This is a genomic window from Klebsiella sp. PK18 (genome assembly GCF_057784655.1).
Genome location: NZ_CM173493.1, coordinates 2,077,866 through 2,096,450, shown reverse-complemented (window position 1 = coordinate 2,096,450; position 18,585 = coordinate 2,077,866). Strand labels below are relative to the sequence as shown.

The following is an 18,585-nucleotide window of genomic DNA, read 5'->3' as shown; positions in this document are numbered from 1 at the left end:
CAGCCTGTCTATAATGTCGAATCGAGCGACTGATTTACTAAAAAAGTTTAACATTATCAGGAGAGCATTATGGCTGTTACTAATATCGCTGAACTGAACGCGCTTGTTGAGCGTGTCAAGAAAGCCCAGCGTGAATATGCCAGTTTCACTCAAGAACAAGTCGATAAAATCTTCCGCGCTGCCGCTCTGGCCGCTGCAGATGCTCGAATCCCTCTCGCTAAAATGGCCGTTGCCGAATCCGGCATGGGCATCGTTGAAGACAAAGTGATCAAAAACCACTTCGCTTCCGAATACATTTACAACGCATATAAAGATGAAAAAACCTGTGGCGTCCTGTCAGAAGACGACACCTTTGGTACCATCACTATCGCTGAACCGATCGGCATCATCTGCGGTATCGTACCGACCACTAACCCGACTTCAACAGCCATCTTCAAATCGCTCATCAGCCTGAAGACACGTAACGCCATCATTTTCTCTCCGCACCCGCGTGCAAAAGAAGCCACCAACAAAGCGGCTGATATCGTACTGCAGGCTGCCATCGCGGCTGGCGCGCCGAAAGACCTGATCGGCTGGATCGATCAGCCGTCCGTAGAACTGTCTAACGCGCTGATGCATCACCCGGACATCAACCTGATCCTTGCGACCGGTGGTCCAGGTATGGTGAAAGCGGCGTACAGCTCCGGTAAACCAGCTATCGGCGTTGGTGCCGGTAACACCCCGGTGGTCATTGATGAAACGGCTGATATCAAACGTGCTGTTGCTTCCGTTCTGATGTCTAAAACCTTCGATAACGGCGTTATCTGTGCTTCTGAGCAGTCTGTTGTCGTCGTTGATTCAGTGTATGACGCGGTTCGCGAACGTTTCGCCAGCCACGGCGGCTATCTGCTGCAGGGTAAAGAGCTGAAAGCGGTTCAGGACATCATCCTGAAAAATGGCGCGCTGAACGCTGCTATCGTTGGTCAGCCAGCGGCAAAAATCGCGGAACTCGCAGGCTTCACCGTTCCGGCTACGACTAAGATCCTGATTGGCGAAGTGACCAACGTTGACGAAAGTGAACCGTTTGCTCACGAAAAACTGTCTCCGACGCTGGCGATGTATCGTGCGAAAGATTTCGAAGACGCGGTCACCAAAGCAGAAAAACTGGTTGCCATGGGCGGTATCGGTCACACCTCTTGCCTGTACACCGACCAGGACAACCAGCCGGCTCGCGTGGCTTACTTCGGCCAGATGATGAAAACCGCACGTATCCTGATCAACACCCCGGCTTCTCAGGGTGGTATCGGTGACCTGTACAACTTCAAACTCGCGCCTTCCCTGACTCTGGGTTGTGGTTCCTGGGGTGGTAACTCCATCTCTGAAAACGTTGGTCCGAAACACCTGATCAACAAGAAAACCGTTGCTAAGCGAGCTGAAAACATGTTGTGGCACAAACTTCCGAAATCTATCTACTTCCGTCGTGGCTCCCTGCCAATCGCACTGGATGAAGTGATTACTGATGGTCACAAACGCGCGCTGATCGTGACTGACCGCTTCCTGTTCAACAACGGCTATGCCGATCAGATCACTTCCGTACTGAAAGCAGCGGGCGTTGAAACCGAAGTCTTCTTCGAAGTTGAAGCTGACCCGACTCTGACCATCGTACGTAAAGGTGCCGATCTGGCGAACTCCTTCAAACCAGACGTCATCATCGCGCTGGGCGGCGGTTCCCCGATGGATGCGGCGAAAATCATGTGGGTCATGTACGAACATCCGGAAACCCACTTCGAAGAACTGGCGCTGCGCTTTATGGATATCCGTAAACGTATCTACAAGTTCCCGAAAATGGGCGTCAAAGCCAAGATGGTCGCCATCACCACCACCTCCGGTACCGGTTCTGAAGTGACGCCGTTCGCCGTAGTGACCGATGACGCAACCGGTCAGAAATATCCGCTGGCAGACTACGCGCTGACCCCAGATATGGCCATCGTCGATGCCAACCTGGTGATGGATATGCCGAAGTCGCTGTGTGCGTTCGGTGGTCTGGATGCGGTGACTCACGCCCTGGAAGCTTACGTTTCCGTGCTGGCTTCTGAGTTCTCTGACGGCCAGGCTCTGCAGGCGTTGAAACTGCTGAAAGAGTACCTGCCGGCTTCCTACCACGAAGGTTCCAAGAACCCGGTTGCCCGTGAGCGCGTACACAGTGCTGCGACTATCGCCGGTATCGCGTTTGCGAACGCCTTCCTCGGGGTGTGTCACTCCATGGCGCACAAACTGGGCTCTCAGTTCCATATTCCGCACGGTCTGGCCAACGCCCTGCTGATCTGCAACGTTATTCGCTACAACGCGAATGACAACCCGACCAAGCAGACTGCGTTCAGCCAGTACGACCGTCCGCAGGCTCGTCGTCGCTACGCTGAAATCGCCGATCACCTGGGTCTCTCTGCACCGGGCGACCGCACCGCAGCGAAGATCGAGAAACTGCTGGCATGGCTGGAAAGCATCAAAGCTGAGCTGGGAATTCCGAAATCTATCCGCGAAGCTGGCGTTCAGGAAGCTGACTTCCTGGCTAACGTTGATAAGCTGTCTGAAGATGCATTCGATGACCAGTGCACCGGCGCTAACCCGCGCTACCCGCTGATCTCCGAACTGAAACAGATTCTGCTGGATACCTACTACGGCCGCGAGTTCGTCGAAGGCGAAACTGCTGCGAAAACCGACGCGGCTCCGGTGAAAGCTGAGAAAAAAGCGAAGAAATCCGCTTAATCAACAACGGTAAACATACTGCAAGCCCCGTCACCTGACGGGGCTTTTTTATGCCCGCTTGTCAGCCAATCCCGAGCTCCAGCCTTCCTGAGTATAAAAAAGGCGCCCACAGGCGCCTGTATGAGCTTCTGAGCAACTCAGCAGGAATAACGCTGGTTTTGTACCTGGGTTAAAGAACCCACGCTCAGCGCCTCTTTATAATGCTTACGACAGACGGACACATACCGCTCATTGCCGCCGATGACAACCTGCTCGCCTTCATTATAAGGTCGCCCCTCTTGATCGAGACGTAGCACCATGCTCGCCTTACGGCCGCAGAAGCAAATGGTTTTCAGCTCCACCAGCTTATCGGACCATGCCAGCAAATACTGGCTACCGGTAAAGAGCTCGCCGCGAAAATCCGTCCGCAGTCCATAGCACAGCACCGGAATATCCAGTGTATCGACAACTTCGGACAGCTCATGAACCTGTTCGCGCGTCAGAAACTGGCTTTCATCCACCAGCACGCAGTGAATCGGCTTAAGCTTGTGCTCTGCCGCAATATCGTTAAATAGCGACGTCTGCGGATTATACAACCGGGCCGGCGAGGAGAGGCCGATACGCGAGCTGACTTTTCCAGCACCGAAGCGGTCATCTATCTCAGCGGTATAAACGATGGTACGCATCCCCCGCTCCTGGTAATTGTACGAAGATTGCAACAGAGCGGTCGACTTACCTGCATTCATTGCAGAGTAGTAGAAATAAAGTTGTGCCATCGGCTGCGTGACCCCAATCAAAGTGTTTTATCGCGGCGGCGATTGTACCATATTTTAGGCATACAGCCGCCCTTTCCGCAGGGGTATTGTCGCAGCGCTGAAGGGCATGGAAACGAAAAGGGTGACGTGGATGAATTGAATTTACAGGGCCATTATTTGTACGCCCCGTTACGCTATCGGTGAGGTAACCATTGTCTTTTCGTGCTTATAGGACCAGTATCCATGCACTATAAGCGGGCTTGCGGCTTGTTTTATATTAAGGCGCGTAACCAAAAATGCGCTAATACTGACGAGGGTTATTTACCCATGCAAAGGATAATTTTTCTCACTGAACCTCAGAAAAAGCATATGGTCTCAGTGTTTTAGCTGGCCCCCTACTCATGGCTATAAGGAGCAAAGATGTGAAGCGGCACGAGAATTTTAACTTAAATTAATTAATTCCCGCGACAAATAACCAGTAATTTTGAATTCCTTACATTCTCCCCTATTGCACAACGCATTTTATCGCTCTATTATTAGTTCAACAAACCACCCCACAATATAAGTTTGAGATTACTACAATGAGCGAAGCACTTAAAATTTTGAACAACATCCGTACTCTTCGTGCGCAGGCAAGAGAATGCACCCTTGAAACGCTCGAAGAAATGCTGGAAAAATTAGAAGTCGTTGTTAACGAGCGCCGTGAAGAAGAAAACGCCGCCGCAGCAGAAATTGAAGAGCGTACGCGTAAGCTGCAGCAATACCGTGAAATGCTGATTGCTGACGGTATTGACCCGAATGAACTGCTGAGCACTATGGCTGCCGTTAAAGCCGGTACCAAAACTAAGCGTGCTGCACGTCCGGCTAAATATAGCTATGTAGACGAAAACGGCGAAACCAAAACCTGGACTGGCCAGGGCCGTACTCCTGCGGTGATCAAAAAAGCAATGGACGAACAAGGTAAATCACTGGACGATTTCCTGATCTAATCTCCGTTGTCGCAATATTAAAAATCCCGCTCCGGCGGGATTTTTTTTGCCCTCAGGCTCGATAAACAAAACCGGGAGTCGCTGACGCGCTCCCGGTTTCTGGCTTTTAATCGCGCTGCGGATTACTTCGTCACCGCGGTTTCCAGCCAGGCTTTAAAATCGTCACCAAGCGTCTTGTGACGAATACCATATTCGACAAACGCCTGCATGTAGCCAAGCTTATTGCCGCAGTCATGGCTCTTGCCTTTCATATGATAAGCTTCAACCGTTTCTTTCTCGATCAGCATATCAATCGCGTCAGTCAGCTGAATTTCATCACCGGCGCCCGGAGGGGTCTTCGCCAGCAGCGGCCAAATATCTGCGCTGAGGACATAGCGCCCCACTACCGCCAGGTTGGACGGCGCAACGTCAGCTTTTGGCTTCTCGACCACGCCCACCATCGGCACGCTTTCGCCCGGCTTCAGGGATTCGCCTTTGCAATCGACCACGCCATACGCGGTCACATCCTCGACAGGCTCAACCATAATCTGGCTGGCGCCAGTCTCATCAAAACGAGAGATCATCTCCGCAAGGTTATCACGGCTCAGATCGGACTCAAATTCATCCAGAATAACGTCTGGCAGAATAACCGCTACCGGCTCATCACCCACTACCGGATGGGCGCACAGCACGGCGTGACCAAGGCCTTTCGCCAGGCCCTGACGAACTTGCATAATTGTCACGTGCGGCGGGCAAATAGACTGCACTTCTTCCAGAAGCTGGCGTTTTACACGTTTTTCCAGCATCGCTTCCAGCTCAAAACTGGTATCGAAATGGTTTTCGATAGAGTTTTTCGATGAGTGCGTTACCAGAACAATTTCAGTAATTCCTGCAGCGATACATTCATTAACAACGTACTGAATTAACGGCTTATCTACCAGCGGCAGCATTTCTTTTGGAATTGCTTTGGTGGCAGGCAGCATCCTGGTGCCTAATCCCGCTACCGGGATAACCGCTTTTCTGACTTTAGAATTAAGGGCAGCCATTGAAATCTCCTGGACTGTTTGTTTTTTAAACTTCTCGTTACAAATAACGTGTCGAGTATATCAGTCAACCGCGTATTCACTGGTCTGAAAAGGTTCCGATAGCCTCGAATTAGGACTTTTACGCATAAAACTGCTCGATGGTACCACCAGTATAGGGCTGCAGGTAATGCCGTCTGCTTAGATATAAACGCAATTGCTCATTCCGCAGACAACATTAAGCGTAAACGCCCCCCGGCCCCCCAAATTTGGCACTGCCATGAGGCGCAGCGCTGGCTAATTTGGTTAAGATAGGCATCGCCCAGCGTCCCTAAAGGAACGCCATTACTTATCTGAATTTGATGCTCACCGGTATTCAACGTGCCATTGAGCCCTGCGGACACCAGAATTAAATTTTTCAGTCCACTGTGGTAATAACCCACCAGCAAAGGGAACTGACCGGGAAGATTCGCCTGGCGGAGTAACTGATTGACCTGTTTTAACAGACTCCCCATTTCAGGTAGCCGTTGCCCCTGATGCGCCAGTTGCTCTTGCAGCAGGCTATTGAATAGCGCGCGCAGTAATAAAGCCGCCAGCACACCATTATCCCCTGCTCGTGTGACATCCAGACAATAGAAAGCCAAATCATTTTCCGAGAGCGGCGCAATGTCGAGCACCAGCCCCGGCTTATCCGCCGATACCAGCTGTCGATAATGAATGCGGCAATGTGACATTTCCTGTTGCACCGGAGGCTGTAGCTCCTGCAGCAGTCTCGATGCGGCGGTCGGATTACTGACCAGCGCGTCCCAGTCCTCAAATAAACGCTCTTCCTCTTCCACACGTGAACTAAACATCGCGGGATACAGGCAGGCATAAACAGTCTCACGCAGGCGATCGAAATCTTTCACCGGTTTTAACAGCACATCCTGGACGCCCAGCCGTAACGCTTTGGCAATATCCGCCATGTTTTCGGTGGCGGAAATCATCAGAATCGGTAGCTGCTCGCCGCGGTTACGCAGCGTCTCAACCAGTTCCAGACCGTTCATTCTCGGCATTGAAATGTCGCAAATCATCAGGTCCGGACGCACCTCTGTCATTTTATGCAGGGCATCCATGCCATCTTCCGCCAGCCAGGTCGTTGCTCCCAGCGAGGCCAGCCATCCATGCAAGAGTGAGCGGAAAACGGGTTCGTCTTCAACTATCAGAATCTGTTTTCCCGCCAATGGCTGCGTCATGATATCTCCCCTGGCTGACGATAATTCAATAGTGGCACGCTATTCTCACTATCGCCTGTCAGATTTTACTTAAGTCAGGTACTTGTACGTCAAACCGCTGTACGCACTAAGGGTAATAGTTCATCCATTTTCTTTTCCACGGCCAATTGGCCCGCGGCAATCGCCTCTCCTGCGCGATGGAAGTCGAGCGTCGACACTTGCGGACAGTATGGCTGCAGCAGGATATCCGGCGGGTCGCCCGCCATGCGGTTGCGTTTAAGACGGTTCTCCAGAACCTGGATAGACGTGGTCATGATCTCCATCGCCGTCGGCGTCACGGCCGTACGACGGGAGCTCATTTGCGTCAATCGCGCGCGCAGACGAGTATGCCATGGGCCCTCCTTCTCTTCAGCTTCCGGCCGCGGCGTTTCGAGGGAAAATAAATCTTGCTGCATGAGATGAGCATCATGTTGCAGGTCAACGGCAATCACGATATCGGCCCCCATTGCCCGCGTCAGCGACACGGGAACCGGGTTGACCACTGCGCCATCGACCAGCCAGTAACCATTATGCCTCACCGGCGCCATCAGTCCAGGCATGCTGCAGGAGGCTCGAACGGCTAAATGCAGATCGCCTTCAGTAAACCACAGTTCCCGGCCGGTACTTAAATTGGTCGCGACGGCAGCAAACCGACGCTCGCAGCGTTCGATATCGGTCACCGGCATAATACGACGGTAATGATTGAATACCTTTTCACCGCGCAGCAGGCCCCCACGTCGCCAGGAGAGGTCCATCAGCTTCAGGACATCCCAGTTGCTGAATGAGCAGATCCATGACTCGAGCGCCGGGAGCCGGTTGCAGGCATACGCCGCCCCTACCAGCGAACCGATAGAACACCCCGCGACGATATCAATCTCGATACCAGCCCGACGGAGGGCGTTGATGACGCCAATGTGCGACCATCCTCGGGCAGCTCCCGCCCCTAACGCCAGACCAATTTTAAGCTTTCTCATTATTACTGATAACTATCCTTCCACTCTGAGCGTGGCAACATTGTCACGGCTCAGTTAACATAAACACCTTTGGCGTTGAAGCGCCGTAATTCTTTCTTCCATGGAGGCAGTTTTGTCGCAATTATGCCCCTGTGGCAGCGCACTGGAGTATAGCTCATGTTGCCAGCGATATCTGTCCGGCGCAGAGCTTGCGCCAGGCCCGTCACAGCTTATGCGCTCCCGCTATAGCGCGTTCGTCATGAAAGATGCCGACTATCTGATCAAAACCTGGCATCCGTCCTGTCAGGCGCAGACGTTTCGCGCCGAGCTGGAGAAGGGGTTCAGCCAGACCGAGTGGCTGGGTTTAACCCTATTCGCCAGTGATGAAGGGCGAGTCCCAAATGAAGGCTTTGTCAGCTTTGTCGCCCGCTTTAATGACAATAACCGTCCGGGCGCCATTATTGAACGTTCCAGATTCTTAAAAGAAAATGGACAGTGGTACTATATCGACGGGACACGACCGCTGATTGGTCGTAATGACCCCTGCCCTTGCGGCTCAGGTAAAAAATTTAAAAAATGCTGCGGCCAGTAACGCTGCCGTAGCGCTTGCAAACACTACAGGATTTTCCTCGCGATGCATTCATTACAACGTAAAGTACTACGCACTATTTGCCCTGATCAGAAAGGCCTCATCGCGCGTATCACCAATATCTGCTACAAACACGAACTTAACATTGTGCAGAACAATGAATTTGTTGACCACCGTACCGGTCGTTTCTTTATGCGCACCGAACTGGAGGGCATTTTTAACGACGCTATTCTGCTGGCCGATCTGGATAGCGCCCTACCGGAAGGTTCCATCCGCGAACTGAATCCGGCAGGCCGTCGCCGGGTGGTCATTCTGGTGACCAAAGAGGCGCACTGCCTCGGCGATCTGCTGATGAAAGCCAACTACGGCGGACTGGATGTCGATATCGCCGCGGTTATCGGCAACCATGACACGCTGCGCCCGCTGGTGGAGCGTTTTGGTATTCCGTTTGAGCTGGTCAGTCACGAAGGGTTAAGCCGCGAAGAACACGACAAGCAGATGGGGGATGCCATTGCGGCACATGAGCCGGATTACGTGGTACTGGCCAAGTATATGCGCGTCCTCACCCCGGAGTTTGTCGCCCGCTTCCCGAACAAAATCATCAATATTCACCATTCATTTTTGCCGGCGTTTATCGGCGCCCGTCCTTATCATCAGGCCTATGAGCGCGGCGTAAAGATCATTGGCGCCACCGCCCACTATGTGAATGACAATCTGGATGAAGGCCCAATCATCATGCAGGACGTGATTCATGTCGATCATACCTATACTGCAGAAGATATGATGCGCGCTGGCCGCGATGTCGAAAAAAACGTCTTGAGCCGGGCGCTGTATCAGGTACTGGCGCAGCGCGTCTTCGTTTACGGTAACCGGACGATTATTCTTTAATCGACTGAGAAATGAATTGGTTAGCTTTACGGCGTTACGCGTAAAAATCAGGCAACCAGTTTATTTTTGTCAAACGAATGCTTTACAGGGGCGCATCATTTGGTATGATGCGCCCCGCTTCCCGAGAAGGAAGCAGGCCAGTACCAAGCATTACCCCGTGGTGGGGTTCCCGAGCGGCCAAAGGGAGCAGACTGTAAATCTGCCGTCATCGACTTCGAAGGTTCGAATCCTTCCCCCACCACCATTATTCACTACAGTGATATGGTTTCCCCGACAAGCGTAAACGATGTTTGCACTTTGCGGGAAGGGTAAGAACCTTCGACTAAGGTTCGACTCGAGCGCCAGCGAGAGAACGTTGCCACAGGCAACGGCCCGAAGGGCGAGGAGCGATAGCGACGAGTTATCCTTCCCCCACCACCATTCATTTTGCTGAATAGCCTACAATGTGATTTTACCCCTGGTGGGGTTCCCGAGCGGCCAAAGGGAGCAGACTGTAAATCTGCCGTCATCGACTTCGAAGGTTCGAATCCTTCCCCCACCACCATCCTCTTAAAAAACACCGCAATCCAATTACTCTACGATATTCTATATTCTACCCTACGGGGAAGGATGAGAAGCTTCGACTAAGGTTCGACTCGAGCGCCAGCGAGAGAACGTTGCCGCAGGCAACGGCCCGAAGGGCGAGGAGCGATAGCGACGAGTTATCCTTCCCCCACCACCATTCTCTTAAAAAACACCGCAATCCAATTACTCTACGATATTCTAGATTCTGCCCTACGGGGAAGGATGAGAAGCTTCGACTAAGGTTCGACTCGAGCGCCAGCGAGAGAATGTTGCCAAGGGCAACGGCCCGAAGGGCGAGGAGCGATAGCGACGAGTTATCCTTCCCCCACTACTGTCGCACTATCTTCAGCCACCTGTACTGCTACCTCCTCGCTCGCGCTTCGCTTAGCGAGGCTACAGGCTGTTCAGATCGGTAGCCCGAACAACGCCCCGGGAAAACTCACAGCGGGGGCAGTCGTCTCTTCACCGGCGAGCTTTTCACCACCGAGGTGTTACACTGCGCATACTCGGCCAGACCGTCCAGCAGGGTATCCAGCTGGGCAATATCGCGCACCACGAGGCGCATCACGAAACAATCTTCCCCGGTCACTTTGTCACTTTCAATGCATTCCGGCATCGCCTGGATATATTTATCCACTTTCTGCAGCAGCCCAGGCAGCGGCCGGACCCGCACCAGCGCCTGCAGGCTGTAGCCCAGCGCGGCGAGATTCACCCGCGCCCCATAGCCCTGAATGACGCCTCGCTCCTCCAGGCGCTTCACCCGCTCGGCCGTGCTCGGCGAGGTCAGCCCTACTCGCGCGCTCAATACCTTTAGCGAGACTCTGGCATCCTGAGTCAGGCAAGTGAGGATGGCCCGGTCAATTTCATCAAGTACGTCATTCATGTTTTTCACCTAATTATAAAAGGCATTCGCGTCTTTCTACCTTAATTCAGCCATATCACCCTGTCAGGGTTTTTCGCACAATAACTGAAAAATGATGGAGGTGAAAAATGCAACTTACCCGCGGCGTCTGGCAAATGAGCCTGGCAATGATAATCTCCGGCTCGATCGGCGCGTTCGTGCTGCTCTCTGGTTTGCCGGTGATGGATGTGGTGTTCTGGCGCTGCCTGATTGGCGCGCTAACCTTACTGGTGTTTATCGTGTTAAGCGGCCAGCCCTTCAGCCGGCTAACGCGTTTCACTCTCGCTCTGGCAGTAATTGGCGGCGCGGCGCTGGTCGTCAACTGGCTGCTGCTGTTTGCCGCCTATTCGCGGATCTCAATCGGTATGGCCACCGTGGTCTATAACACCCAGCCGTTTATGCTGGTACTGATGGGGATGGTGCTGGGGGAACGGGTCAGCGCCGTGAAATGGGGATGGCTACTGCTGGCCTTTGGCGGCGTAGTGATCCTGTTGTCAAGCGAGCTGACGTCTGCGCATGGAGAGGGGCTTACCACCGGCGTTTTGCTGGCGCTGGGCGCGGCATTCTTCTATGCCCTGACCGCCATTATCGCGCGCAAATTGCATCCGCTCCCCGCGCAGCATATCGCCTTTATTCAGGTGCTCGTTGGCGTCGTGATGCTGCTGCCGCTGGTGCATGCCCCCGAATGGACGGCCAGCTTCCCCTGGCGCTATCTGCTGATCCTCGGCATCGTCCATACCGGGATCATGTATCAGCTTTTATATAGCGCGATACAGAAACTGCCGACGCCCATTACCGGTTCGCTCTCCTTTATTTATCCGCTGGTGGCAATGGTGGTCGACTATCTGGTCTTCCACCATGCATTGACCCCTGTGCAGTTGATTGGCGGGATGCTTATTCTGTTTGCCGCCGCAGGGAATAACCTCGGCTGGGGCGAAAAAAAACCCCGCCGCGGCGGGGTCATTGAGCAGTCGCGGGCCAGTTAGCGACGGGCGCGGACAATCTGGTATTTGCGCGTCAGGTATTCGACCGGCGCGCTCCAGATATGAACCAGACGGGAGAACGGGAACAGCAGGAACAGGGTCATGCCCAGCACCAGATGAACGCGGAAAATAAATGCCACGCCATCCAGATGCTGCGACGCGCCGCCGTGGAACGTCACCACCGACTGCGCCCAGCCAACCAGCTTCATCATTTCACTGCCGTCCATATGCTGGGCTGAGAATGGGATCGTCAGCAGGCCGAGCGCACACTGCACCATCAGCAAGGAGAGGATCAGAATATCCGCTCCGGTGGTGGTGGCGCGAACGCGCGGGCTGAGCAGACGACGCTTGAGCAGCAGTAACCCGCCCACCAGGGTCATCACGCCGCAGGCGCCGCCGGCGATCATCGCCATCTTCTGCTTGACGTCGATCGGCAGAAAGGACTCATACATCCAGTGCGGGGTCAGCATGCCGAGGAAGTGGCCGGCGAAAATACCCAGGATGCCGATATGGAACAGGTTCGACGCCAGGTTCATCCCCTTACGGTCCAGCATCTGGCTGGAGGCGGCGCGCCAGGTGTACTGGCCATAGTCATAGCGCAGCCAGCTGCCGATCAGAAACACCGAGCCCGCAATGTACGGATAAATGTCAAAGAAGAACATATTCAGGAAGTGCATTATTGCTGTCCTCCGTTAGAGATATTCAGATATTGCGGGGCTACGGCTCCGGCAAAACGACGCTGGTGAGCGGAAATTTCCGACTCGCCGCAGCCCTGGTCGGCAAAGAATTTGACCTGTTCTTCTTCCCAGACCGCGTCCAGCGCCTGCGGCGTATCGTCGCGCGCCTCGTCGGCAATCTTCTCCGCCACCTTCTGACTGTCGACCTGGGTATTGGCCAGCTTCAGCAACAGCTCGAACAGCACCGCATAGCGACTTTCGCGCTGCTGCAGGCGCGCGCTGAGCAGGCCGAGGATCGGCGCGACGTCCCGCAGGCCGCCGAGCGCTTCCTCTTCCGGCAGTTGCGCCAGATACTCAAGGTACAGCGGCAGGTGATCCGGCAGCTCATGGCTATCAAGCAGCAGACCGTGGCGCTCATACTGCGCCATCAGATCCACCATCGCCTGCCCGCGATCGCGGGATTCGCCGTGGACATGTTCAAACAGCAGCAGCGAGGTGGCGCGGCCGCGGTCAAACAGTTCGCTATAGGCCGCCTGGGCGTCCAGCGGATCCTGAGCCACTAAATCGCGCAGGAAAACGCCCAGCGCGTGGGCATCCTCTTTGCTGAGTTTCTCTGATGACGCGAGCGCCTCGAACATCTCCTGCTGATGCTGCCATAAGGCAGCGTCAGGGTATTCGAGCAGACGCGACATAATCACGAGTTCAATCATGCGTGCGGCTCCGTTTTGCTGGTCACGTCGATAGCGTCGATGCGACGGCTGTTGAACAGGTTGAACTGGCTGTCCGAGCCGTGGCAGCCATCGCCAAAGCTGAAGCCGCAGCCGTTTTTCTCCGGAAACGCTTCTCGCGCCTGTTCACGGTGGCTGCTCGGCACCACGAAACGATCTTCGTAGTTAGCGATCGCCAGATAGCGGTACATCTCCTGGGCCTGCGCTTCGCTCAGCCCCACCTCTTCCAGCGCGCGGGTATCGACGACGCCGTCAACGGTTTCCGCACGTTTATAGTGGCGCATCGCCAGCATGCGTTTCAGGGCCAGCAGGACCGGCTGGGTATCGCCCGCGGTCAGCAGGTTCGCCAGGTATTGCACCGGAATACGCAGGCTTTCCACGTCCGGCAGAATACCGTTGCTACCCAATTCGCCAGCGTCCGCAGCCGACTGAATTGGCGACAGAGGCGGCACGTACCAGACCATTGGCAGGGTGCGATATTCCGGGTGCAGCGGCAGGGCCAGCTTCCAGTCCATCGCCATTTTGTAGACCGGCGACTGCTGCGCAGCCTCAATGACCCCCTGCGGTACGCCATCTTTTAACGCCTGTTCAATCACTTTTGGATCGTTTGGATCGAGGAACACATCCAGCTGGCGCTGATACAGATCTTTCTCGTTCTCGGTGCTGGCGGCGTTTTCAATCGCATCTGCGTCATACAGCAGTACGCCAAGGTAGCGGATACGGCCCACGCAGGTTTCGGAGCACACCGTCGGCATTCCGGATTCAATACGCGGGTAGCAGAAGATGCATTTCTCGGATTTCCCGCTCTTCCAGTTGAAATAGATCTTCTTGTACGGACAGCCGGTGATACACATCCGCCAGCCGCGGCACTTGTCCTGGTCGATCAGTACGATGCCGTCTTCTTCACGCTTATAGATAGCGCCGCTCGGGCAGGTCGCGACGCAGGCCGGGTTCAGGCAGTGCTCGCACAAGCGCGGCAGATACATCATGAAGGTGTTTTCGAACTGACCGTACATCGCCTTCTGCATGTTGTCGAAGTTCTGATCTTTGGCGCGTTTTTCGAACTCGCCGCCGAGGATCTCTTCCCAGTTCGGACCGCTGGTGATCTTGTCCATCCGCTGGCCGGTGATCAGCGAGCGCGGGCGGGCGATCGGCTGATGTTTGCTTTCCGGCGCGTTATGCAGATTCTGGTAGTCATAATCAAACGGCTCGTAGTAATCATCGATCCCCGGCAGATGTGGGTTGGCGAAGATTTTACCCAGCAGCATCGCGCGGTTGCCCATGCGCGGCTGCAGTTTACCGTTGATTTTGCGGATCCAGCCGCCCTTCCATTTTTCCTGGTTTTCCCAGTCGTTCGGGAAGCCAACGCCAGGTTTGCTCTCCACGTTGTTGAACCAGGCGTATTCCATCCCTTCCCGGCTGGTCCAGACGTTTTTACAGGTCACCGAACAGGTATGGCAGCCGATGCACTTATCGAGATTCAGCACCATGCCGACTTGTGAACGAATTTTCATTTTACGCTCTCCTGTACCTGGTCGTTGCCTTCGCCGTCTAACCAGTTAATGTTCTTCATCTTACGTACCACTACAAACTCATCGCGGTTGGAGCCGACGGTACCGTAGTAGTTAAAGCCATAGGCCAGGTGGCCGTAGCCGCCGATCATGTGGGTCGGTTTTGGCGTAATACGGGTGACGGAGTTGTGGATCCCCCCGCGCTGACCGGTGATTTCAGATCCCGGCAGGTTCACGATGCGTTCCTGCGCGTGATACATCATGGTCATCCCGGCCGGTACACGCTGGCTCACCACCGCACGCGCCGTCAGGGCGCCGTTGGCGTTAAACACTTCGATCCAGTCGTTATCTTCGATACCCAGATCTTTCGCATCCGCTTCGCTCATCCAGACGATCGGCCCGCCGCGCGACAGGGTCAGCATCAGCAGGTTATCGCTGTAGGTCGAGTGGATACCCCATTTCTGGTGCGGGGTCAGGAAGTTCAGCGCCTTCTCCGGGTTGCCGTTGGACTTCTCGCCCATCACCGCTTTCACCGAACGGGTGTCGATCGGCGGACGATAGACCAGCAGGCTTTCGCCAAAGTCGCGCATCCACTGATGATCCTGATACAGCGATTGACGGCCGGACAGCGTCCGCCACGGGATCAGCTCGTGAACGTTGGTATATCCAGCGTTATAGGAGACATGTTCATCTTCCAGGCCAGACCAGGTCGGGCTGGAGATAATCTTCCGCGGCTGCGCCTGAATATCGCGGAAGCGGATCTTCTCGTCTTCTTTGTTCAGCGCCAGGTGCGCGTGCTCGCGACCGGTGATCTCGCTCAGCGCTTTCCATGCCTTCACCGCCACCTGACCGTTGGTTTCCGGCGCCAGGGTGAGGATCATTTCCGCGGCGTCGATGGCCGTTTCCAGCTTCGGCTGGCCTTTCGCCGGGCCTTCCGCCTTGGTGTAGTTGAGCTTACGCAGCAGGTCCATCTCGCTCTGGGTGTTCCAGGCGATGCCTTTCCCGCCGTTGCCGATGGTTTCCAGCAGCGGACCGATCGAGGTGAAACGTTCGTAAGTCGCCGGGTAATCACGCTCAACCGGAATAATATGCGGCGCGGTTTTCCCCGGGATGAGATCGCATTCGCCTTTTTTCCAGTCTTTGACATCCAGCGGCTGCGCCATTTCCGCGGCGGAGTCGTGCTGGATCGGCAGCGTGACGACGTCGGTTTCTTTGCCGAGGTGGCCGACGCAGACTTCAGAGAATTTCTTCGCGATACCTTTATAGATATCCCAGTCGCTCTTCGATTCCCAGGCCGGGTCAACGGCGGCCGACAGCGGGTGAATAAACGGATGCATATCCGAGGTATTCATGTCGTCTTTTTCGTACCAGGTGGCGGTCGGCAGCACGATGTCGGAGTAGAGACAGGTGCTCGACAGACGGAAATCGAGGGTCACCACCAGATCCAGTTTGCCGTCGAGGCCGTTATCCCGCCATTCGACTTCTTCCGGTTTCACGCCGCCCTGCTTGCCGAGGTCTTTGCCCTGAATGCCGTTCTCGGTACCCAGCAGGTACTTGAGCATATACTCATGGCCTTTACCGGAGGAGCCCAGCAGGTTGGAGCGCCAGATAAACAGGTTACGCGGGTGGTTTTTACCATTTTCCGGCTGCTCGGCCGCAAAGCGAATCGAGCCCTCTTTCAACGACTTCACGGTGTAATCCACCGGGGTCATGCCGGCTTTTTTCGCTTCATCAGCGATACGCAGCGGGTTCACCCCTAACTGCGGCGCAGACGGCAGCCAGCCCATGCGCTCTGCGCGCACGTTAAAGTCGATCAGGTGGCCGCTGTAACGGGATTTATCCGCCATCGGCGACAGCAGTTCCTGCGCGGTCACGGTTTCATAGCGCCACTGGCTGGAGTGGTTATAGAAGTACGAGGTACTGTTCATGTGACGTGCCGGACGCTGCCAGTCAAGGGCGAACGCCAGCGGCTGCCAGCCGGTCTGCGGACGCAGTTTTTCCTGGCCCACATAGTGCGCCCAACCGCCGCCGCTCTGACCGACGCAGCCGCAGAAGACAAGCATATTGATCAGGCCGCGGTAGTTCATGTCGAGGTGGAACCAGTGGTTGAGGCCCGCCCCGACGATAATCATCGAGCGACCATGGGTCTTATCGGCGTTATCAGCAAATTCGCGTGCAGTGCGGATGATGTGCGCGCGGGAGACGCCGGTGATCTTCTCCGCCCAGGCCGGGGTGTAGGCTTTCATGTCATCGTAGCCGGTGGCGCAGTTTTCATCGTTCAGACCGCGTTCCAGGCCATAGTTGGCCATGGTCAGATCGTAAACGGTGGTCACCAGAGCGGTGGAGCCGTCGGCCAACTGCAGGCGTTTGGCCGGCAGTTTGTGCAGCAGAATATTTTCGAGGTCGACTTTATTGAAGTGCTCAGAACCTTCGCCGCCGAAGTACGGGAAGCCGACACTCGCGACCTCGTCATGGCTGCCCAGCAGGCTCAGACGCAGCTCAATCTCTTCGCCAGTTTTACCGTCGCGCTGTTCGAGGTTCCATTTGCCTTTATCGCCCCAGCGGAATCCGAGGGAACCGTTCGGTACGGTCATGTCGCCCTTCTCGTCAAAGGCGACGGTTTTCCATTCCGGATTGTTCTCCTGACCAAGAGAATCCACGAGGTCGGAGGCGCGCAGCGTACGGCCTGCGGCGTAATAACCGTCGCGCTCCTCAAGCATCACCAGCATCGGCATGTCGGTATAGCGGCGCACATAATCGGTGAAATACTGGCTCGGCTTATCGAGATGGAACTCGCGCAGCATCACATGGCCCATCGCCAGCGCCATCGCGGCATCGGTACCCTGCTTCGGCGCCAGCCACAGATCGCAGAGTTTGGCGATTTCGGCGTAGTCCGGGGTGATCGCCACGGTTTTAGTGCCTTTGTAGCGGACTTCGGTAAAGAAGTGGGCATCCGGGGTACGGGTCTGCGGCACGTTGGAGCCCCAGGCGATAATGTAGCTGGAGTTATACCAGTCCGCCGATTCGGGGACGTCGGTCTGTTCGCCCCAGGTCATCGGCGAAGCTGGCGGCAGGTCGCAGTACCAGTCGTAGAAGCTCAGGCAGGTGCCGCCGATCAGCGACAGATAACGGGCGCCGGAGGCGTAGGAAACCATCGACATCGCCGGGATCGGCGAGAAACCGGCCACGCGGTCCGGACCGTAAGTTTTCACGGTATAGACGTTGGAGGCGGCAATCAGCTCATTCACTTCCTGCCAGGAGGAGCGGACAAACCCGCCGCGACCGCGAGCCTGTTTGAAGCTTTTGGCTTTGTCGGCGTCTTCAATAATCGAGGCCCATGCCTCAACCGGATCGCTATGCTGAACTTTCGCTTCCCGCCACATCTTCATCAGACGTTTACGCATCAGCGGGTATTTCAGGCGGTTCGCGCTGTACAAATACCAGGAGTAGCTGGCGCCGCGCGGGCAACCGCGTGGTTCGTGGTTCGGCAGGTCCGGACGGGTGCGCGGGTAGTCAGTCTGCTGCGTTTCCCAGGTCACCAGACCGTTTTTCACATAAATCTTCCAGCTGCATGAGCCGGTGCAGTTGACACCGTGAGTGGAACGCACAATTTTGTCATGCTGCCAACGTTGACGGTATCCATCCTCCCAGTCCCGGTTGGTGTTTAGAAGCTGGCCGTGCCCATCGGCAAAGGTTTCACCCTTCTGTTTGAAGTAGCGAAACCGGTCCAGGAATTTACTCATCGGGTTTCTCCTGATATGGAGCCTGACGGCTCTCTGATAAATCGACATTGCTGGATTTGCAGCGAAGGTAACGCTATGAAAGAGGGCGAGAATTGATGGCGATCAATCCGGACTGGCTTGTCAAAGCGGAGGGAAACCGCAATTACCACCAAGGTGGTATGAGATACTATTTTTTAATTTTATGTTTTATAAGCTTTTTTTCCTAAAAAGCTGTCATCATGGAAGGATTTGTTAACAAAAGAGGTATTAAGGGGTAGAGCCGTTTCGCTGGCAAGCCGTCCCTTCCCGGCTCTGTGGCCAATATGAATCAAATCATCCATTAGTAT

The 18,585-nt window shown here is 55.0% G+C and carries 14 protein-coding genes, 2 tRNA genes and 3 other RNA genes; 10 read left to right on the top strand and 9 right to left on the bottom strand.

Annotated elements, in window-relative coordinates; genetic code table 11:
• Positions 1 to 69 precede the first annotated feature (69 nt).
• Positions 70 to 2,745 (top strand): bifunctional acetaldehyde-CoA/alcohol dehydrogenase, encoded by a 2,676-nt coding sequence (gene adhE, locus AC3EMD_RS10170; RefSeq protein ID WP_008804411.1) that lies wholly within the window; start codon positions 70 to 72, stop codon positions 2,743 to 2,745.
• 137 nt (positions 2,746 to 2,882) lie between these two features.
• Here the strand turns inward: adhE and tdk are convergent, their stop codons facing one another.
• Positions 2,883 to 3,500 carry a thymidine kinase gene (gene tdk, locus AC3EMD_RS10165; protein WP_008804410.1) on the bottom strand — a complete coding sequence of 206 codons (618 nt, stop codon included), beginning with the start codon at positions 3,498 to 3,500 and terminating at the stop codon, positions 2,883 to 2,885.
• 560 nt (positions 3,501 to 4,060) lie between these two features.
• Here tdk and hns point away from each other — a divergent pair.
• Positions 4,061 to 4,468, top strand: a complete 408-nt coding sequence (hns, locus tag AC3EMD_RS10160) for a histone-like nucleoid-structuring protein H-NS (RefSeq protein ID WP_002910103.1) — start codon at positions 4,061 to 4,063, stop codon at positions 4,466 to 4,468.
• A 122-nt stretch (positions 4,469 to 4,590) separates the two neighbouring features.
• On the opposite strand, the gene galU is transcribed toward hns, so the two are convergent.
• The 3 genes from galU to rssA form a co-directional block, all read right to left on the bottom strand.
• Positions 4,591 to 5,493, bottom strand: coding sequence for a UTP--glucose-1-phosphate uridylyltransferase GalU (galU, locus tag AC3EMD_RS10155; RefSeq protein WP_008804409.1), 903 nt, complete (start codon positions 5,491 to 5,493; stop codon positions 4,591 to 4,593).
• 197 nt (positions 5,494 to 5,690) lie between these two features.
• Entirely contained in the window at positions 5,691 to 6,704 is a 1,014-nt protein-coding gene (gene rssB, locus AC3EMD_RS10150; RefSeq protein WP_008804408.1) for a two-component system response regulator RssB, read from the bottom strand.
• An 89-nt stretch (positions 6,705 to 6,793) separates the two neighbouring features.
• Positions 6,794 to 7,696, bottom strand: a complete 903-nt coding sequence (gene rssA, locus AC3EMD_RS10145) for a patatin-like phospholipase RssA (RefSeq protein WP_008804407.1) — start codon at positions 7,694 to 7,696, stop codon at positions 6,794 to 6,796.
• A 112-nt stretch (positions 7,697 to 7,808) separates the two neighbouring features.
• Between rssA and AC3EMD_RS10140 the strand changes: the two genes are divergently transcribed.
• From AC3EMD_RS10140 to AC3EMD_RS10110, 7 genes are all read left to right on the top strand, one after another.
• Entirely contained in the window at positions 7,809 to 8,267 is a 459-nt protein-coding gene (locus tag AC3EMD_RS10140; protein WP_008804406.1) for a YchJ family protein, read from the top strand.
• Positions 8,268 to 8,309: 42 nt separating this feature from the next.
• The gene (purU, locus tag AC3EMD_RS10135) at positions 8,310 to 9,152 is read left to right on the top strand and encodes a formyltetrahydrofolate deformylase (RefSeq protein ID WP_004203178.1); all 843 of its coding nucleotides are present in this window, start codon (positions 8,310 to 8,312) and stop codon (positions 9,150 to 9,152) included.
• Positions 9,153 to 9,311: 159 nt separating this feature from the next.
• Positions 9,312 to 9,396: transfer RNA gene (locus AC3EMD_RS10130), tRNA-Tyr, on the top strand.
• Between the two features lie 43 nt (positions 9,397 to 9,439).
• A non-coding RNA gene (locus tag AC3EMD_RS10125) (RtT sRNA) lies at positions 9,440 to 9,572 on the top strand.
• Positions 9,573 to 9,611: 39 nt separating this feature from the next.
• Positions 9,612 to 9,696 (top strand) — tRNA-Tyr (locus AC3EMD_RS10120).
• Positions 9,697 to 9,740: 44 nt separating this feature from the next.
• Positions 9,741 to 9,873: non-coding RNA, RtT sRNA (locus AC3EMD_RS10115), on the top strand.
• A gap of 44 nt (positions 9,874 to 9,917) precedes the next feature.
• A non-coding RNA gene (locus AC3EMD_RS10110) (RtT sRNA) lies at positions 9,918 to 10,050 on the top strand.
• A gap of 105 nt (positions 10,051 to 10,155) precedes the next feature.
• Here the strand turns inward: AC3EMD_RS10110 and AC3EMD_RS10105 are convergent.
• Positions 10,156 to 10,599: an Lrp/AsnC family transcriptional regulator gene (locus AC3EMD_RS10105; protein WP_004152249.1), complete on the bottom strand. Its 444-nt coding sequence runs from the start codon at positions 10,597 to 10,599 to the stop codon at positions 10,156 to 10,158.
• Between the two features lie 107 nt (positions 10,600 to 10,706).
• Between AC3EMD_RS10105 and AC3EMD_RS10100 the strand changes: the two genes are divergently transcribed.
• Complete coding sequence (locus AC3EMD_RS10100) at positions 10,707 to 11,603, top strand: DMT family transporter (RefSeq protein WP_032754690.1); 897 nt, start codon at positions 10,707 to 10,709, stop codon at positions 11,601 to 11,603.
• Here AC3EMD_RS10100 and narI read toward each other — a convergent pair.
• From narI to AC3EMD_RS10080, 4 genes are read right to left on the bottom strand one after another with little or no spacing between them, the layout of a single operon-like run.
• Positions 11,600 to 12,277 carry a respiratory nitrate reductase subunit gamma gene (gene narI / locus AC3EMD_RS10095; protein ID WP_002910189.1) on the bottom strand — a complete coding sequence of 226 codons (678 nt, stop codon included), beginning with the start codon at positions 12,275 to 12,277 and terminating at the stop codon, positions 11,600 to 11,602. The genes AC3EMD_RS10100 and narI overlap by 4 nt on opposite strands.
• Entirely contained in the window at positions 12,277 to 12,987 is a 711-nt protein-coding gene (gene narJ / locus AC3EMD_RS10090) for a nitrate reductase molybdenum cofactor assembly chaperone (RefSeq protein WP_012541353.1), read from the bottom strand. The genes narI and narJ overlap by 1 nt, the downstream gene beginning before the upstream one ends.
• Positions 12,984 to 14,519, bottom strand: coding sequence for a nitrate reductase subunit beta (gene narH / locus AC3EMD_RS10085; RefSeq protein WP_002910193.1), 1,536 nt, complete (start codon positions 14,517 to 14,519; stop codon positions 12,984 to 12,986). The genes narJ and narH overlap by 4 nt, the downstream gene beginning before the upstream one ends.
• Positions 14,516 to 18,259 (bottom strand): nitrate reductase subunit alpha, encoded by a 3,744-nt coding sequence (locus tag AC3EMD_RS10080; protein WP_023322851.1) that lies wholly within the window; start codon positions 18,257 to 18,259, stop codon positions 14,516 to 14,518. Before AC3EMD_RS10080 ends, narH begins: the two co-directional genes overlap by 4 nt.
• Between the last annotated feature and the right edge of the window lie 326 nt (positions 18,260 to 18,585).

Coding starts and splice junctions, on each gene's coding strand:
- galU (WP_008804409.1), bottom strand. CDS start 5,493: ATGGCTGCCCTTAATTCTAAAGTCAGAAAAGCGGTTATCCCGGTAGCG.
- narH (WP_002910193.1), bottom strand. CDS start 14,519: ATGAAAATTCGTTCACAAGTCGGCATGGTGCTGAATCTCGATAAGTGC.
- AC3EMD_RS10105 (WP_004152249.1), bottom strand. CDS start 10,599: ATGAATGACGTACTTGATGAAATTGACCGGGCCATCCTCACTTGCCTG.
- adhE (WP_008804411.1), top strand. CDS start 70: ATGGCTGTTACTAATATCGCTGAACTGAACGCGCTTGTTGAGCGTGTC.
- purU (WP_004203178.1), top strand. CDS start 8,310: ATGCATTCATTACAACGTAAAGTACTACGCACTATTTGCCCTGATCAG.
- narI (WP_002910189.1), bottom strand. CDS start 12,277: ATGCACTTCCTGAATATGTTCTTCTTTGACATTTATCCGTACATTGCG.
- rssA (WP_008804407.1), bottom strand. CDS start 7,696: ATGAGAAAGCTTAAAATTGGTCTGGCGTTAGGGGCGGGAGCTGCCCGA.
- hns (WP_002910103.1), top strand. CDS start 4,061: ATGAGCGAAGCACTTAAAATTTTGAACAACATCCGTACTCTTCGTGCG.
- tdk (WP_008804410.1), bottom strand. CDS start 3,500: ATGGCACAACTTTATTTCTACTACTCTGCAATGAATGCAGGTAAGTCG.
- rssB (WP_008804408.1), bottom strand. CDS start 6,704: ATGACGCAGCCATTGGCGGGAAAACAGATTCTGATAGTTGAAGACGAA.
- AC3EMD_RS10080 (WP_023322851.1), bottom strand. CDS start 18,259: ATGAGTAAATTCCTGGACCGGTTTCGCTACTTCAAACAGAAGGGTGAA.
- narJ (WP_012541353.1), bottom strand. CDS start 12,987: ATGATTGAACTCGTGATTATGTCGCGTCTGCTCGAATACCCTGACGCT.
- AC3EMD_RS10100 (WP_032754690.1), top strand. CDS start 10,707: ATGCAACTTACCCGCGGCGTCTGGCAAATGAGCCTGGCAATGATAATC.